At 65.4% G+C, this 16,342-nt stretch carries 12 protein-coding genes and 1 tRNA gene; 5 read left to right on the top strand and 8 right to left on the bottom strand.

Annotated elements, in window-relative coordinates; genetic code table 11:
• Positions 1–8 precede the first annotated feature (8 nt).
• Positions 9–434, top strand: a complete 426-nt coding sequence (locus IEV75_RS00180) for a response regulator (protein ID WP_188450533.1) — start codon at positions 9–11, stop codon at positions 432–434.
• Between the two features lie 52 nt (positions 435–486).
• On the top strand, positions 487–1,233 hold the full coding sequence (locus IEV75_RS00175) for an SDR family NAD(P)-dependent oxidoreductase (RefSeq protein WP_188450532.1): 747 nt from the start codon (positions 487–489) through the stop codon (positions 1,231–1,233).
• A 9-nt stretch (positions 1,234–1,242) separates the two neighbouring features.
• Here IEV75_RS00175 and IEV75_RS00170 read toward each other — a convergent pair whose 3' ends face one another.
• The 7 genes from IEV75_RS00170 to hemC form a co-directional block, all read right to left on the bottom strand.
• Complete coding sequence (locus IEV75_RS00170) at positions 1,243–2,814, bottom strand: long-chain-fatty-acid--CoA ligase (protein ID WP_188450531.1); 1,572 nt, start codon at positions 2,812–2,814, stop codon at positions 1,243–1,245.
• Between the two features lie 235 nt (positions 2,815–3,049).
• Positions 3,050–3,125: transfer RNA gene (locus IEV75_RS00165), tRNA-Thr, on the bottom strand.
• Between the two features lie 451 nt (positions 3,126–3,576).
• A complete protein-coding gene (gene udk, locus IEV75_RS00160; protein WP_188450530.1) occupies positions 3,577–4,224 on the bottom strand; it encodes a uridine kinase in 648 nt (215 codons plus the stop codon).
• 11 nt (positions 4,225–4,235) lie between these two features.
• Complete coding sequence (locus IEV75_RS00155) at positions 4,236–5,747, bottom strand: heme biosynthesis protein HemY (RefSeq protein WP_188450529.1); 1,512 nt, start codon at positions 5,745–5,747, stop codon at positions 4,236–4,238.
• Positions 5,744–6,985: a COG4223 family protein gene (locus IEV75_RS00150; protein ID WP_188450528.1), complete on the bottom strand. Its 1,242-nt coding sequence runs from the start codon at positions 6,983–6,985 to the stop codon at positions 5,744–5,746. The genes IEV75_RS00155 and IEV75_RS00150 overlap by 4 nt, the downstream gene beginning before the upstream one ends.
• Before the next feature lie 39 nt (positions 6,986–7,024).
• Positions 7,025–7,753: a uroporphyrinogen-III synthase gene (locus tag IEV75_RS00145; RefSeq protein ID WP_188450527.1), complete on the bottom strand. Its 729-nt coding sequence runs from the start codon at positions 7,751–7,753 to the stop codon at positions 7,025–7,027.
• Positions 7,750–8,721 carry a hydroxymethylbilane synthase gene (hemC, locus tag IEV75_RS00140; protein WP_188450526.1) on the bottom strand — a complete coding sequence of 324 codons (972 nt, stop codon included), beginning with the start codon at positions 8,719–8,721 and terminating at the stop codon, positions 7,750–7,752. The genes IEV75_RS00145 and hemC overlap by 4 nt, the downstream gene beginning before the upstream one ends.
• Before the next feature lie 47 nt (positions 8,722–8,768).
• Here hemC and tsaD point away from each other — a divergent pair, with 47 nt between their 5' ends.
• Genes tsaD through IEV75_RS00125 form a run of 3 tightly spaced genes read left to right on the top strand, consistent with a single transcriptional unit; the run spans position 8,769 to position 11,229 of the window.
• The gene (gene tsaD, locus IEV75_RS00135) at positions 8,769–9,899 is read left to right on the top strand and encodes a tRNA (adenosine(37)-N6)-threonylcarbamoyltransferase complex transferase subunit TsaD (RefSeq protein WP_188450525.1); all 1,131 of its coding nucleotides are present in this window, start codon (positions 8,769–8,771) and stop codon (positions 9,897–9,899) included.
• On the top strand, positions 9,896–10,891 hold the full coding sequence (locus tag IEV75_RS00130; protein WP_188450524.1) for an NAD(P)H-dependent glycerol-3-phosphate dehydrogenase: 996 nt from the start codon (positions 9,896–9,898) through the stop codon (positions 10,889–10,891). The genes tsaD and IEV75_RS00130 overlap by 4 nt, the downstream gene beginning before the upstream one ends.
• Before the next feature lie 2 nt (positions 10,892–10,893).
• Positions 10,894–11,229, top strand: a complete 336-nt coding sequence (locus tag IEV75_RS00125; protein WP_188450523.1) for a Rieske (2Fe-2S) protein — start codon at positions 10,894–10,896, stop codon at positions 11,227–11,229.
• 116 nt (positions 11,230–11,345) lie between these two features.
• Here the strand turns inward: IEV75_RS00125 and IEV75_RS00120 are convergent, their stop codons facing one another.
• A complete protein-coding gene (locus IEV75_RS00120) occupies positions 11,346–16,277 on the bottom strand; it encodes an NAD-glutamate dehydrogenase (RefSeq protein ID WP_188450522.1) in 4,932 nt (1,643 codons plus the stop codon).
• Positions 16,278–16,342 lie beyond the last annotated feature (65 nt).

Below are 16,342 nucleotides of genomic sequence, written 5' to 3'. Positions count from 1 at the left end.
GTGTCGGCATGAACGCTGTAGCCCAAGCCACCCAGACCTTGCGCGTCCTCCATGTGGAGGACGACTTCGCCGATGCCATGCTGCTTCAGCAGGCCCTGTGCGATGCTGGCGGCTATGAGTTCGAGCTGGAAGTGGTGCGCACGCTGAGCGACGCCAAACGCAAGCTGGCCAGGCGCCAGTATGATCTGATCATCGTCGATCTGCGCCTGCCGGACTCCATCGACCCGACCGACACAGTGCGCACAGCCGAGAAGATTGCGCGCGGCACGCCGGTCCTGATCCTGACCGGATCGGCGCGTGTTGATGCCGAGGCGCTGGGACCGCACCTGACGATCCTGGACAAGAACGAATTCTTCAATGGCAAGGACCGCACGGCGAGCTTCCGCCTGATGCGCAAGGTCCAGGATGCGGCCAACGACGCTCTGCATCTCTAGGCGCCAGTCCACCCCCTTTTCGTAAGGCCTCAGTGCTCTAGCTCTTCTCGCCATGAGCACCACCCTCACCTCCTTGCCTGAATATTATCGTGCCGTGATCGTTGGCGCGTCCGGCGGCATAGGCGCGGCATTTGTACGCCATCTCGCGGCTGATACGCGCTGCGGCGAGGTTCACGCCCTGTCGCGTTCGGGCGAAGTGCCGGACGGCCCAAAGGTCCGCGCCGGATCAATCAATCTGGAAGACCCTGCCAGCATAAGGGCGGCGCTGGAGCCGGTTGCCGCTAATGGCCCGGTACATCTCGCCATCGTAGCCAGCGGTGTGCTGCACGGTGAAAATTTCGGCCCGGAAAAGACCTGGCGGCATCTTGATGCGGCGAGCATGGCCCGCGTGTTTGCCATCAATACGACAGGCCCGGCCCTGGTCGCGGCGGCACTGCTGGACGCCCTGCCGCGCGAGGGCAAATCGGTCTTTGCCGCCCTGTCGGCGCGCGTCGGCTCCATATCCGACAACCGGCTGGGCGGGTGGCATGCCTACCGGGCGTCCAAGGCTGCCCTCAACCAGATCATCCGCACCTGTTCCATCGAACTGGCCCGCAAGCGGCGCGAAGCGCTCATCGTCGGCCTGCATCCCGGCACGGTCGAGACCGCGCTGTCAGAGCCCTTCCGGGGCAATGTCCCCGACGGCAGGCTGTTCACACCCGATTACAGCGCTGAGTGCCTGCTCAACGTCATCGACACGCTGACCCCGCAACAGTCAGGCCGCTGCTTTGACTTTGCCGGCGAGGAAGTTCTGCCCTAGCTGGAATCGTCAGCTCACTGCCCGGTCGCGGCCCTTCCAGTACGGCTCGCGAAGCACGCGTTTGAGGATCTTGCCCGTGGGGTTGCGCGGCAGGGCGTCGATGAAATCCACGCTCTTGGGCACCTTGTAGGCGGCAATGCGCTCGCGCGCGTGCGCGATCAGGGCTTCTTGCGTCGCGTCCGATCCCGGCGCCTTTACCACCACCGCCTTCACCGCCTCGCCCCAGCGCTCGTCCGGCACGCCGATCACGGCCACATCGGCCACGCCCGGATGGGAGAAGAGCGCGTTTTCCACCTCCGCCGGGTAGATATTCTCCCCGCCGGAAATGATCATGTCCTTCACCCGGTCATGGATGAAGAGATAGCCATCAGAATCCAGATACCCGGCATCGCCCGATTTGAACCAGCCATCTGAATTGATCGCCTCTGATGTGGCATCGGGCCGGTTCCAGTAGCCCGTCATCAGGCTGGTGCCGCGTATCCACACCTCGCCCACCTCGCCTTGCGCCACCGGCTGGCCGTCCTCGCCCGCGACACGGATCTCGATACCGGCATTGGGCTTGCCGGCGGCGCGCAGCTTGCCGCGCGCCGGATCATGGTCGGCAGGCGGCAGATGCACCGCCGCGCCATTGGTCTCGGTGAGGCCGTAGAATTGCAGGAAGCCGCAATCGAAAATCTTGGCTGCTTTCAGCAGCAATTCTTCCGCAATCGGCGAGGCGCCATAGGCAACCAGCCTGAGCGAGGAGAAATCGCGGGGTTTCGCCGCACTCGCCTGCACCAGAAACAATATCACCGCCGGCACGAAGAAGCTGGTCTGGACCTTGTGTTGCTCGATCAGGTCCAGAATGGCGACCGGATCGACTTCCTTTACGATGATATTGGTCGCTGCCTGATAGAAGCCCAGCAGGGCCCAGTTCGTGCCCGCCACATGGAAATAGGGCATGGCCACCAGATTCGGATCGCCCGGCTCCCACGTGACAAACCCGTCATGCAGCCCCTGCTCGAATAGCGAGAGATACGCGCCGTGCGAGAGCACCACGCCCTTCGGGTGGCCCGTCGTGCCGGAGGTGTAGAGCTGGAGCACATCCTCTTTCGGGTCGGTCTTCAGCATCGGATCAGCGTCCGGCTGCCCGTCGCGCCAGCCGGCATAGCCTTTCCATGCCGCATGCCCGCCATCGAGCGCAATCACGGTTTTCAGCGCGGGCAGGTCTGGCAGCAGGCTCTCCACCAGCGGGTAGTATTCGGCGTCCACAAACAGCGTGGTGACGCCCGCATCTTTCAGGATATAGGCAATCTCCGGCGCGGCGAGGCGCCAGTTCACGCCCGTCAGCACGCAAGCCGCCTTGGCCGCGCCAAAGAGAAGCTCGGCGAAATAATCGCTATTCTTGCCTAAGTGACCGATGCGCGTGCCCGGCTCACACCCCAGTGCGATCAGCCCGTTCGCCACTTGGCTGGCATGGGCGTCCAGCGCGCCATAGCTGGTGGTGCGATCCTGGAATATCTGCGCGGCCACCTTGCCGTTCTCGCGCGCCTGCTGGCGCAGCACATCGGCCATGGATACGAGCTTGCCCGCATCGATCATTCGCGTCTCCTCCCTCATCTCTTCCGCCGGGCCATGCCCTGACGCTCCGGCCACTGACGGGCCGCTCAACGAGGGATGATAGGGGAAGAAGGATAAAGGGGAAGGGGGTGGGTTTGGTTGGTGGAGTGAGAACAGGCTCACTCCGCGAAGCAGCAAGGTGACTGCCCGCCCGCGCTCATGCGCGAAACCCGGTCCGCAGCTTGAACGAAGCCAATTGCCGTGAGACAGAGAAAAATGGTGCCGCTTGCGTGACTCGAACACGCGACCTACGCATTACGAATGCGTTGCTCTACCAGCTGAGCTAAAGCGGCTTTGCCACGTCGTATAACGGGCGGGTGCGCGGGCAAGGCGGACGGCCCCTTCCCGGCGGCGCGCAAACTATCCGCGAACGCGTGTCTTCGCAAGCGCGCTTGTGCGTGTGGTGTGGAGGACGGGATTCCCCGGCTAAAGCCGGTGAAACGAGCAAATGGATTCCGGCTCGGGGGCCAGGACCCCGTGGAAACACCAGAGCGGGAACTCGGCGCAAAGAACCACCAGCTTGAACCATCACACGCGTCGTTCCCGCGCAGGCGGGAACCCAGAGCAACGTGGCACTGCGTTCGCCCTACGATCTCTGGGCCCCCGCCTGCGCGGGGGTGACGAGGTTGGAGTTTATTGGTTTTCCCGGCATGCGCCAGTGAAACGGAATCTGGGTTCCGGGTCTGCGCGCTTCGCGCTGCGCCTGGAATGACGCAAAGATGATGGGCTCTGGTGAAGCGCTACCTACCGCAGCTTCGCTCTTATCGCCTCCACGACCGGCTTTGCCAGCGCATCGAAAAAGGCTTCGAGATGGTCGGCCGGGCGGGCCGCGGCGGCATCATTGCCGATGACGATATCGGCGCAATCCGCATTGGGGTGGGTCCATTCATGATGCATGGGCCGCACTGTCCCCAGATACTGGCCGACAACCGATTGCGCCGTGCGGCCGCGCTCGTTCACATCGCGCAGCAGGCGCCGGGCGAGGCGGATATCGTCAGGCGCATCGACATAGACCCGGATATCGAACAGGTTTTTCAGCCGCTCGTCGCAGAACAGGTGAATGCCCTCCACCAGGATGATGTCGCACGGCGTAACGGGCCGGGTATCGGCGCGGCGGCGGTGGATGGTGAAATCATAGATCGGGGCGTTGACCGTATCGCCGCGCCGCAGCGCTTCGAGATGATCAGCCAGCAGCGCATGATCGCGCGAGGCCGGGTGGTCGAAATTGAAGCGGGCGGCTTCGAAATCGGGCGAGGCGCCATGATCGCCGTAATAATCATCTTCCGCCATGACCAGCGCCGTCATCGGTTTGACGGCGCGGGCCGCCGCGCGCGCAATCTCGGTCTTGCCGGAGGCTGACCCTCCGCTTACCCCCACGATCAGCCTTGCCATGCGCCAGTCCTCTAGCCCTTGTCGTCTTCATCCACGCCGGGGTCGTCCGGCGCAAAGCGCGGACCCGCAGCGGGTGTTTCCTCGCGCTTTCTTCTCTCCCGGTCTGGTAAGGGCGCAGGCGCGATGATGACAGGGCCCTCTTCAGCGGCAGGGGGTTCTTTCGCAGCCGGTTTGGGGGCTTCAAGGAGAATGCGGTCGGGGAGCGCCTCGGCGATCATCTCGAAGCGCTCATGGCGCGGATGGATAAGGCGCTGCTCGTCGCCCCAGGCATAGACCAGGCGCTGCCAGTCGCTTTCGGCAAAATTGAAGGCTTCGCCGTTCCCATCAATGTCCGACCAGTCCGCCTCTCCGGGCGCATGGGCGGCGCGGGCGAGATAGCGCTGCGCGGCATCCTCATCGCCTTCGAGCCGCGACAGGCGCGCGGCCAGCGTGCACACGCGCGCAGACAGGGGCGTCTCGGCCAGCAGGGGCGTGATGGCGCTGCGGGCTGCCTCGACATTGCGCTGCTGAAGGGCGATGCCGGTGAGCAGAAGGCGCGATTCCCGGTTATCGGGATTGAACTCGGCGAGCGCGCGCAGGCGCGCGGCCTTTTTCGTTGCCGTGTCGGACTTTCTAAGCTCGCCATAGGTGCGTGCAATGGCCGGATGCGGGCGCAACCGCCACGCGGTTTCCAGAATATCCGCCGCCTTGCGGTGGCGGCGGCGTGCGGGCAGGAGATCGCCTGCCAGCACCGCGGCGGGCGCAAAGCCCGGCGAAGCCTGCGCCGCTTTCTCGGCGAGCTCAGCGGCTTTCTCGGCATCGCTCTGGCGCATCTGGCGCGCCTTGACGGTCAGGATTACCGCCCGGCGCCGCGCGGCACTGTCGGGGGCGATATGGCGGCGTTTTTCACCTTCGGAGAGGGTTTCCAGCGCCTCGTCCCAGCGCGCGGCGGCAATTTGCGCATTGAACAGGCTGTCAAACGCCCACCGCGCGGTGCGCGCTTCGGCAAAGGCCTTGCCGGCATGCGTGATGACATTGCCGGTCTCGCCTTGCGTTTCAGCCAGCACGGAGAGGCCCCGATGGGCGACAAGGCGGGTCTTGGGGTCTTCCAGCAGGGCCTCGTAATGCCCGCGCGCGGCCAGGAGATTGCCGGCGGCCTCGGCGGCTCTGGCAGCCAGAAGCCGCGACAGGGCAGGCCGCTCCAGCAGGGCATCGGCGCGTGCCGCCTGACGCACGGCCAGCTCTCCCTCACCGGCAGCCGCTGCGATCAGCGCGCGCTCCAGCGCATCAACGCCTTGTTCACGCCGCCGCCGCCGGCGCAACTTGCGCCAGGCATCGGGCGCGCCCCACATCTTGGCGATCAGCCACCAGAGCACGGTCAGCAGGAAAGCCGCGACGATCAGCACGCCCATGAAAAGCGCAAAGCTGGTCTCGGCCTGCCAGCCAAGAAATTCAAAACTGGCCGTACCGGGGTTGAGGGTCAGCCAGACCGCCAGGATCGCCGTGATGACGCACAGGGCAACGGTAAGGATAAGGCGGATCATGGTGTGCTCCTGCCCGGTATTGCGGTGCCGCGGCTCAGCGCGCCGCGCAGTGTGGAAAGGGAATTTTCGATGTCCAGGCGCGCGCGCGCCTGCGCCAGCCAGCCAGAGGCAGCCTCTGCGGCAGGGCCGTCCAGACGGGCAGCAGCCTCCACCGCACCGGCCAGATCACCGCGCGACAGGCGGCTTTCGGCCTGACCCACCAGCGCCAGCGCGCTGTCAGGACTGCTGTCGGCCGGGCGGATTTCGAACAGGCCCAGAAAGCGCCGCGTCTCGCCCGAGGCCGAACGGATTGCGGCAGCCGGGAAACTCTCTTGCAGATCATCGGACGATGGCACACCCCGGCGCGCATGGGGCTGCAGGGCGGCAAGGCCCGGCGCATCCGGCCACAGCCGGGCCAGACTGGCGCGCTCGGCTTCAAAACTCTCCGATCCCCGGGCCATGTCACGCAAGGCGATGAAGGCAAGGATACGCCCCGCCGAGCGTTCAACCGCTTCGGCTTCGCCGCCAGCGCTGGCTTGCGCCTCGGCCAGGCGGGCTTCGAGGGTGTTCAGCCGGGCGTCAAAGGCTGCATCACGTGTGGTCAGGGTATCGCGCATCTGTGCGGACACATCATCCTGCTGCGCCGACAGGGCGGCAAGCTCACCCTCCAAGCGCTCTGCAGTCCCGGTCAGACGGGTCTCAAGGGCGTTGATGGCCTCCTGAACAGGACGCAGATCAGTTGTGCCGCCGCTGGCCGTCCCCAACCCTTCGACCTGTTCGCGCAGCGCCTGAAGCTCGATGCGAAGGGCCGCATCGCGCTCATCCAGCATCGCCTCCAGCGCGGCCTCATCAAGGCTTTCGCCCGCCACGACAGCGGGGCGGGCCTCAAGGGTCTCCAGACGCTCTTCCAGTGCACGGATTTCGCTGTCGAATGTACGTAGCGCTTCGGTGGGTACCATCTCGGTCAGGGGCCGGTCCTCGGCCGCGTTCAGGCGCGCCTCCAGCCCGGCGAGCTGACTTTCCAGACGGGCAATGTCTGTGCTGGCTGCCGTATCGTCCGTCCGGTTCAACCCCGCCGCATACCAGCCCGCCACGCCGCCAGCACCGCCCGCCAGGATAAGCGTGAGGACAAGCCCGGCGATACGCAGAGCAGCTTTGCCGCCGCCGGAGCGCTTTTCAGGCTTGGCCGGTTCAAATTCGGCATCAATGGGCTCCGCCTCGCCGGGCGGAGGGGTGTTCTCGGGGGAGTCCGCTTGCATGATCAGGTCTGGTGCCTTCGGATTTGCGTCTCGCCCACTCTAGGGTGCGCCGCGCCGCTTCGCCAGTTCATCGAGTGCGGCGAGCAGGCTCTCCTCGGACGGCTGTCCGGCGATGTGCGCTTCCAGGCCGCGCGTGTGCAGCGGCACGGCGGCGCGCTCCGATATGGCGATGAATGCCAGACGCGCGGAGACAGCACTCAGTTCCGCCGCGTCCACAAGCGTCAAAAAACGCTGCGCGCCCCGCGCCGAATGGACAAGAACGATAGCAGGGCCAGCCTCAAGCGCCGCTCTGGCACGCGCGGTCAGTCCGCGCGCCAGCCGGGTCCGGTAGACCGTGCGGGTCGTGACCGTGAAGCCCAGCACCTCCAGCATGCCGGCCAGATCGCCTGCCCGGTCCTCTCCGCTCAAATGCAGGACATGACGGCCGGCGGGCAGGGTGCGGGCGATAGTCCGCGCCAGTGTCTCCGCGTCACCCCCCGCGCTGGTGACAGTGGCAAAGCCGTCTTCGCGCGCGGCCTTTGCCGTGCCCTCACCGACGGTGAACACCGGCAGATGGATGAGCGGCCCTGTATCACGAACGGCCTGCAGCGCATTGGCGCTCGTCAGGGCCAGCGCATCTGCGCCGTCGGCCTGAATGACGCGGCGCGAACGCACGACCTGCGAAACGGGGCAGGCAATGGCCGGGAGCCCGCGCGCCCGGACGGCCTTGACGGTGCGGGCATTGCCCGGCTGGGTGCGCGTGACGATGACCGGCACGCGCAAGCTCATGATCCCGACCCGGCCAGGATGGCTTCCACGGCCGGGCCTCCCTCGTCCCGCAATCTCTGCCCCAGGGACAGGCCATAGGCGCGGGCCGCTTTCACCGTGCCGATTCCGGTCCTTGTGTCCTCCATGCGCCAGCGCTGCGTGCCGTCAGGTTTGAGCACTTCGGCGGTCAGGTGCAGCGCGCCGCCGTCCAGCACGCCATGCGCCGCCAGAGGCGTGCGGCAGGAGCCGTCCAGCGCTTCGAGCACGCCGCGTTCAGCCGCAATGGCAAGAGCGGTTGGCGCATGGTTGAGCGGAGCGAGCGCTGCGCGCGCGGCGTCATCATCGCTGCGTATCGTGATGCCAATGGCGCCTTGCGCGGGCGCGGGCAGGCAGTGTGCGAAATCAACACCCGGCCAGTCCCCTTCCGGCCGCCCCAGCCGCCTGAGACCCGCCTTGGCAAGGAATGTCGCCGCAATCGGCCCGTCTTTGAGCTTTTGCAGGCGGGTGCCGACATTACCGCGTAAAAGGGTGATCTGAAGGTCGGGCCGCGCATGGAGCGCCTGTGCCTGACGACGCAGTGAGGCGGTGCCAACCAGTGCGCCTTGCGGCAGGCCTTCCAGCGTGCCCGGGCCAGCGGCGGTGAGCAGAATGTCTGCCGGGTCTTCACGCTCCAGCACGCAGGCCAGCTCCAGCCCGTCTGGCAGATGTGTGGGCACATCCTTCATCGAATGGACCGCAAACGCCGCCTTGCCATCCAGCTGGGCGCGGTCAAGCTCGCGGGTGAATAGCCCCTTTCCGCCCGCCTCCAGCAGCGCCCGGTCGGTGATCTGATCGCCCGTAGTGACAAGCCCGAGTATGGGAAAGGCGGTATCCGCATCACCCGCACCATGGGCTGCCGCCAGCTGCGCCTGCACCATCAGCGCCTGCGCCATGGCCAGCGGGGAGGTGCGGGTGGCTATCGCCATGACAGGCAGGGAAGCGCTCAACATGATCTCCGTGAGTTGTCAGCCTGCCGGAGCGGCGCTAACGGATGGGTATGGCGTTATCCCATACCCATCCCGGCGCGCAAGAAGGCCAGCCCGTTACCGTGCTGGGGCTTGAATCGAGCTGTGATGACAGCGCGGCCGCCATAGTCCGCCTGCATGGCGATGGCAGGGCTGAAGTACTGGCCGAGCGCGTCATCAACCAGAACAGCGATCATGCGCCCTTTGGCGGCGTGGTGCCGGAGATTGCCGCGCGCAGCCATGCCGAGCGCATGGACCATCTCGCCCGCGAGGTGATGGAGGAGGCGCGGCTGGAATTTGGCGCGCTGGACGCCATTGCGGCCACGGCGGGCCCCGGCCTCATTGGCGGGGTGATGGCCGCGCTGATGACCGCCAAGGGGCTGGCGATCGGCGCGGGCAAACCGCTGATCGCGGTCAATCATCTCGAAGGTCACGCGCTCTCACCGCGCCTCGTTGAGCCCTTGCCCTTCCCCTGGCTGCTCCTGCTGGTCTCCGGCGGGCACACCCAGCTTGTGAGCGTGGAAGGGGTGGGGCAGATGACCCGGCTCGGTTCCACCATTGATGACGCAGCAGGTGAGGCCTTCGACAAATCCGCCAAGGTGCTGGGCCTTGGCTTTCCCGGGGGACCTGCGCTGGAAAAGCTCGCCGCCGAAGCCACAGACCCGTCGCGCTTCCCCCTGCCGCGCATGCTGGCACACGACAAGAGCTGCAATTTTTCGTTTGCGGGCCTGAAAACCGCGGTCAAGCGCAGCTATGACGCGGTGGAGGCCCCGACAGACGCCAACCGTGCCGACCTTGCCGCCGCTGCGCAAGCCGCCATCGCGGCGCATCTGGCTGAACGCACGGGCCGGGCGCTGGATCTGTATGCAGCGCACAACCCTCAAGCCCGGGTACTGGTCGCGGCAGGCGGCGTGGCCGCCAACACCGCCGTGCGCAAGGCTCTGATCAGGGAGGCTGAGACGCGCGGCTTCCGCACGCTCTTCCCGCCCCTGAAATACTGCACCGACAATGCCGCCATGATCGCGCTGGCAGGCGCAGAGCGCTTCCGGCTGGGCATCAGTGACGATCTTGATGTGCCCGCGCGGGCGCGCTGGCCGCTGGATTCCGGTGCCGCCAGCGATGATCCGCTGCTAGGGTCTGGAAAGAAGGGACCAAAGGCATGAGCGCAAGACTGGGCATTATCGGGGCAGGCGCCTGGGGTACGGCACTGGCGCAGGCGGCAGCGCGCGCCGGCACGCCCTCAACGCTCTGGGCATTCGAGCCGGAGGTGGCGGCGGCCATCAACGAGACACACGAGAACCCGGTCTTCCTGAAAGGGATCAAGCTCGATCCCGCCATCCGCGCCACCAACAACGCCGCAGACCTCTCGGCGTGTGGTGCCTGGCTGGTTGTCACCCCCGCCCAGCATATGCGGGCCAGCCTTGAAGCCTTCCGCGCGCATCTGAGACCCGGCACGCCGGTCGCGCTGTGCTCCAAGGGCATTGAGCGGGGCAGCCTGAAATTGATGAGTAATGTGCTCGGCGAGACATTGCCCCACGCGGTGCCGGCCGTCCTCTCCGGTCCGTCCTTTGCCGCCGATGTGGCGCGCGGCCTGCCGACCGCCGTCACGCTCGCCTGCACGGACGCCAGCGCAGGCGAAAAGCTCATTGCCATGATCGGGTCGGCCAGTTTTCGCCCGTATCTCGCCGATGATCTGATCGGTGCGGAGATTGGCGGCTCGGTAAAAAACGTGCTGGCGATTGCCGCCGGCATTGTCGAAGGACGCGAGCTGGGCCGGTCGGCCCATGCCGCCCTGATCGCGCGCGGGTTTGCCGAGATGACGCGCCTGGCGGTAGCGCTGGGCGCGCAGCGTGAAACGCTGACGGGCCTGTGCGGGCTGGGCGATCTGGTACTGACCTGTTCCTCGCCGCAATCGCGCAATATGTCGTGCGGGCTGGCGCTGGGGCGCGGCGAATCGCTTGCCGACATCATGGCCGCGCGCAATTCTGTGACAGAGGGTGTCGCCACCGCGCCCGCCGTCATGGAGCTGGCCGCGCGCCACCATGTCGACATGCCGATCTGCGAGGCGGTGGCAGCCATTGTCAGCGGCAAGGCCAGCGTCGATGCGGCCATCAACGCCCTGCTGGCGCGGCCCTTTACCAGTGAGAGCGCGTGACCATGAGCGACATGCCCCCGCCCGGCACCGTGCTGGGCCGTCTCGACGCGCTGGCCGATCCGGGCGCCTTCCCCTCAGACTATGAGCCCTTGCCCATATTGCTGGTACGAAAGGGCGACGAGGCCTTCGCCTATGTGAATGTCTGCCCGCATCAGGGACGCCCGCTCTGCCTGCCCTCGGGGCGTACCCTTGTGAGCGAAGGCCAGTTCATCGTTTGCCCGTTCCACGGGGCGAGCTTTGCCCTTGAAAGCGGCGCCTGCACGGGCGGGCCCGCCGGGAAGGCGGGCCTCAAACCTGTACCGGTGGCGGTGTCAGACGGGGCAATCGTCGCGGCTTAGCTTTTCCCTCGTGCTTCGAGACACTCGCTTCGCTCGCCCTCAGCATGAGGGGAAAAGCACGGCCAAGCCCTCATCCTGAGGGGCTTCGTCAGAAGCCGTCTCGAAGGACGAGGGCTTCACCCCTCGTCCTTCGCCGCGTTCTGCGCCAGCTCGCGCAGCTCGGTGGAGGCAATGGCGATCTTGGAAAGGGTCCACCCGCCAGAGGCCGACAATTGCTCGATCAGATGATCGGTGCGGTCCACCTCATGGGCATGGGTGACCTGCCAGGACGAGACCAGCTCCCCGGCCCAGTCCTCGGACGGATCCTCCACACCCGCTTTCAGCTTGCCACCCGCCGCATCGGCGTAGCGTGCAATTGCGGTGGAGATGGCCAGCTGACTGGCAAACAGATCCTCCACCAGACGGCGCGTGGCCAGCCGGTCCCAGTGCTGGTCGGAGGTCAGATAGCTGGCCGCAGAGCGCAGCGGATCGAACCCGAAACGCTCGCCAATGGCATGATAGGCCCGTGCAGCCGCCGCCAGCGGCCAGCCGGCGCTGCCAGCGAGATCGATAATGTCCGTACTTGGAACAAGGGGCTGCAGAAGCGCCGCAATGCCAGCCAGCTTTGCCGGTGCGCCCTGGTCTTTCAGCCGCGCACGGCGTCCGGCGACACCGGCGCGTTCATGGCTGGAAAGCACGCTTTCACCCCATTCGCGCAACTGGTCGGCACCTTGCCGGTAGCGCTCGATCATATCGCCCACCGGCGCAGCCTTGCCCGCCTCCTCGGCGCGCGCACGCCGGGCAAGCCAGACCGTCTGTTTGAAAAGCAGGCGGCGCACCTCCTCGTGCAGGCTGATCTGCGCACTGGCTGGCACCTTGTTGTCGAGCGCATTGATCTGGGCCATGAGATCGTCGATACGGAAAATCTCGCGCGCGGCGGCAAAGGCGCGGGCGATGGCGGGCGTGTCGGCCCCGCTAAGCTCCAGCGCACGCTGCAGGAAGTCCGGCCCGCCCATATTCACCAGATCGTTGGCAAGGCGCGTGGCGATGATCTCCCTTTTCAGCCGGTGCCCGTCCATGGCGTCGGCAAACTTGTGCAGGGCCTTGGGGAAATAGGTGACCAGCGTGTCCTTGAAGTGCGGGTCGTCCGGCACGTCACAGGCCACGACCTTGTCGAACAGGGCTATCTTCACATAGCTGGTGATGATGGCGATTTCCGGCCGTGACAGACCATCATTCTGATCTTTCAGGCCGCGGATGGTCTCCTTGCCCGGCAGACCCTCTACCGCGCGGTCAAGCCGGCCTTCGGCCTCCAGGCTCTCCATCACACGCTCGTGCACATCAAGGTCTTCCGGCGCGCGCTCGCGGGCGAGCGTCAGAGTAAGCGTCTGGTCGTAATTGTGGCGCAGCACGTGCTCGGCCACGTCATTCGTCATGGATTCCAGAAGCGTATTGCGCTCCTCACGGCTCATATCGCCTGCACGCATCATCGGGTTGAGCAGGATCTTGATATTCACTTCATGGTCGGAACTGTCGACGCCTGCCGAATTGTCGATGAAGTCGCCATTCACGCTGCCGCCCCTGCGGGCAAAGGCGATGCGGGCTGCCTGCGTCATGGCCAGGTTGGCGCCCTCACCGACCACACAGGCCTTCATCTCCTCGGCATCGACGCGGATGGCATCATTATTCTTGTCGCCAACCTGGTAGTTCTGTTCGGAAGCGGCCTTCACATAGGTGCCGATCCCGCCAAACCACATCAGCTCCACCTCGGCTTTGAGGAGGGCATGCATGACCTCGCTGGGCGTCGCGCTCTTGCCCTCAAGCCCGGTCAGGGCACGGATCTCGTCATTGAGCTGGATCGCTTTGGCAGAGCGCGAGAACACGCCCCCGCCCTTCGAGATCAGCTTGGAATCGTAATCCTGCCAGCTGGAGCGGTCCATCTCGAACAGGCGCTTGCGCTCCTTCCAGCTCTCTTCGGTGTCCTGCGGGTCGGGGTCGATGAAGATGTCGCGATGGTCGAAGGCGGCCAGAAGGCGGATCTGCTTCGACAACAGCATGCCATTGCCGAACACATCGCCGGACATGTCACCAACGCCGATGACGGTGAAGGGCTCTGACTGGATATCCTTGCCGCGCTCGCGGAAATGGCGTTTGACCGATTCCCAGCCGCCCCGCGCGGTGATCGCCATCTTCTTGTGGTCATAACCGGCAGACCCGCCAGAGGCGAAGGCATCGCCCAGCCAGAAATCATACTCATCGGTGGCCACGCCATTGGCGATATCGGAGAAGCTGGCCGTGCCCTTGTCGGCGGCGACGACAAGATAGGGATCTTCCCCGTCCCAGCGCACAACGTTTTCCGGCGCCACCACATTGCCGTCAGCATCCAGATTGTCAGTAATATCCAGCAGCCCGCGCAGGAAGGTGCGATAGCTCTCCTTGCCTTCGGCCATGAAGGCTTCCCGGTCAGACGGCTTGGGCAATTGCTTGGGATAGAAACCGCCCTTCGAGCCGACCGGCACGATGACGGCGTTCTTCACCTGTTGAGCCTTCACCAGGCCCAGCACCTCGGTGCGGAAGTCCTCGCGCCGGTCCGACCAGCGAAGCCCGCCGCGCGCCACCGGGCCAAAGCGCAGATGGACCCCTTCCACGCGCGGGCTCCACACGAATATCTCGCGATAGGGCTTGGGCGCGGGCAGGTCGCGGATCTTGCGGCTGGCAATCTTCAGCGAGATCCAGGGCTTGGGCTGACCATCGGCGTCTGTCTGGTAGAAATTTGTCCGCAGCGTGTACTTGATCAGCTTGACCAGCCGGCGCAGCGCCTTGTCATGGTCAAGGCTGGAAACCGCATCCAGCTTGCCGCGCAATTCCTTTTCCAGCGCATCGGCCTTTTCCTCCCGCGTCTTGTGGTCGAGATCGAGCGAGGGATCAAAGCGAAGGCGGGCAAATTCCAGCAGGCAGCGCGCGATTTCCGGGTGACCGCTGAGTGCCTCTTCCTGGATGGATTGCGACGGATCAAGGCCTGATTGCTGGCGGTAGCGCGCACAGGTGCGCAGGAAAGCCGCCTCGCGCCAGCTCACCCCGATGGCCGGCACCAGCGTGTTGAAGCCGTCATCTTCGGTGCGCCCGTCCAGAACCGCCAGTACCGCGTCCTCAAACAGCGGCGCCAGGGTTTCCAGCTCTGCGAACTCGCCAGACCGGGCGCCTACCTCGAACTCATGTACCCACAGCGTTTCACGTTCCTCGCCGTCGCGCTGCCGCTGGACCGGATAACCGGCCTCCGCCTCGACATGCAGGCCCAGATTCTCGAGAACCGGCAGCACGTCGGACAGCGCCAGCATGTGACCGTGACTGTAGAGCTTCACACGCAGATGCGCATCGTCATCATCGGTTTCGCGATAGACACGCGCGCCACGCGGATTGTCAGCCGACAGGGCCTCCAGCCGCGCGATATCGGCCAGTGCCGACAGGGGCTGGTAGCGTTCCCGGTAGCCGGCGGTATAGCCGTCCAGATAAGTGCGCACCGCCCGCAGCGAGTCGGCATCGTCATCGCGCCGGGCCTCGGCTTCCAGCTCGTCCTCCCAGGTGCGCGCCAGAAGCGCGATCTCACGCTCCAGCTCGGCCGGGTCGGGTTCCGGGTGGTTGAACGGGTCCAGCCCGATAATGAAGTGGACACGCGCCAGCGCGCCATCACCGAACATGGGGTAGAAGGCCGACAGGCGGCCATTGAACGCCTTGCGGATCAGCTCGCCCGCCTCGACACGTACGCGCGTATTATAGCGGTCACGCGGCACGTAGAGCAGGACCGAGACAAAGCGGTCAAACTGGTCACGGCGCAGGAAGAGGCGTGTGCGCGGCCGGTCAAACAGGTGCAGGATGCCAAGGCTGATCTTCAGCAGATCCTCTTCGGACGTCTGGAACAGCTCGTCGCGCGGATAGTTCTCGACAATATGCTGAAGCTTTTTCGCCGAGTGCGAGCCTGGCGCCTTGCTGGCCTTGTCGAGCACGCGGCGCACTTTGCGCCGGATCAGCGGCACGTCGCGCGCCATCTGGTCATAGGCCTCTGCCGTAAACAGGCCCACAAAGCGCGTTTCACCGATCACCGCACCATCATCGCGATAGCGCTTCACCCCGATATAGTCCATGTAGACGCGCCGGTGGACGCGGCTTTTCATATTGGCCTTGGCAACGATCACCGGGCTCGGCGCGCGCAGGAAGGCCTCGATCGCGGGGACAATCACCAGCGGTTCGGAAGTGCGGCGCAGGACCGTGCGTTCAGGGTCACGCAATATGCCCCGCCCGCTGTCTTTGAGGATTTCCGGCTCGCGTGAACGCAGATTGCCATCCTCGTCGACATCAAACCCGTAGGCGCGGCAGCCTATAAACGCAAAATGGTCATCACGCAGCCAGCTCAGGAAGGCGAGGGATTCCTCCACCTCCTCGCGGGGCGCGCGGGTATTGGCCGCCTTGAGATGTTCCAGGCACTCATCCATGCGCGCGCGCATGTCGCGCCAGTCCTCAACCGCCTCACGCACATCGCTGAGCGTGGCACGCACCTCTGACTCCAGCGCCTCGCGCGCAGACTGGTCGAGCAGATCGACATGCACCTGGATCATGGACTCGGCGGCTACACGGCCGTCCTTGCCGCTGCGCTTGCCATCCTCATTGCGGCGCACCTGAACGATAGGGTGCACCATGGCCAGCACGTCCAGCCCGTGAGAGGCGATCTCGCCCATCACCGAATCCACCAGGAACGGCCTGTCCTGGCCGATCACCTCGACAATGTCGCGGCCCAGCGGTTTGCCGTCACTGCCCTGACCTTCACGCACGCGCACCTTTATCTTGTCGCTGGCGCGCTCGGACGCGAACTCCCAGAAATCGGCAAACACCGTCAGTGCGTCATCCTGGGAAATGCCCTGCAGATCATCAGACAGGGAATCTTCCCAGACCTGCTCGGCAAAGCTCGCCGCCGCATCGTCAAGCCCGCCAAAGCGGGCCTTCCAGTGCTTGCGGGCTGCCTTGAGAAACTCTTCGCGATCAAAGGCATGGGCGGAACTGACGACAGCGGTCATGCTCGGGGACGCTCCGTTTCGGACTGGCGGACGCACGCCGGTGCCGCGCGCCGCATGGGAAGGCG

This window comes from Glycocaulis albus (genome assembly GCF_014639075.1).
Classification (GTDB): domain Bacteria; phylum Pseudomonadota; class Alphaproteobacteria; order Caulobacterales; family Maricaulaceae; genus Glycocaulis; species Glycocaulis albus.
Note: the sequence above shows the minus strand (reverse complement) of the source record. Positions and strands in the feature narration are given on the sequence as shown.

Excerpts from the sequence above, each read along its gene's own strand:
- IEV75_RS00180 (WP_188450533.1), top strand. The coding sequence starts at position 9 with ATGAACGCTGTAGCCCAAGCCACCCAGACCTTGCGCGTCCTCCATGTG.
- IEV75_RS00175 (WP_188450532.1), top strand. The coding sequence starts at position 487 with ATGAGCACCACCCTCACCTCCTTGCCTGAATATTATCGTGCCGTGATC.
- IEV75_RS00170 (WP_188450531.1), bottom strand. The coding sequence starts at position 2,814 with ATGATCGATGCGGGCAAGCTCGTATCCATGGCCGATGTGCTGCGCCAG.
- udk (WP_188450530.1), bottom strand. The coding sequence starts at position 4,224 with ATGGCAAGGCTGATCGTGGGGGTAAGCGGAGGGTCAGCCTCCGGCAAG.
- IEV75_RS00155 (WP_188450529.1), bottom strand. The coding sequence starts at position 5,747 with ATGATCCGCCTTATCCTTACCGTTGCCCTGTGCGTCATCACGGCGATC.
- IEV75_RS00150 (WP_188450528.1), bottom strand. The coding sequence starts at position 6,985 with ATGCAAGCGGACTCCCCCGAGAACACCCCTCCGCCCGGCGAGGCGGAG.
- IEV75_RS00145 (WP_188450527.1), bottom strand. The coding sequence starts at position 7,753 with ATGAGCTTGCGCGTGCCGGTCATCGTCACGCGCACCCAGCCGGGCAAT.
- hemC (WP_188450526.1), bottom strand. The coding sequence starts at position 8,721 with ATGTTGAGCGCTTCCCTGCCTGTCATGGCGATAGCCACCCGCACCTCC.
- tsaD (WP_188450525.1), top strand. The coding sequence starts at position 8,769 with ATGGCGTTATCCCATACCCATCCCGGCGCGCAAGAAGGCCAGCCCGTT.
- IEV75_RS00130 (WP_188450524.1), top strand. The coding sequence starts at position 9,896 with ATGAGCGCAAGACTGGGCATTATCGGGGCAGGCGCCTGGGGTACGGCA.
- IEV75_RS00125 (WP_188450523.1), top strand. The coding sequence starts at position 10,894 with ATGAGCGACATGCCCCCGCCCGGCACCGTGCTGGGCCGTCTCGACGCG.
- IEV75_RS00120 (WP_188450522.1), bottom strand. The coding sequence starts at position 16,277 with ATGACCGCTGTCGTCAGTTCCGCCCATGCCTTTGATCGCGAAGAGTTT.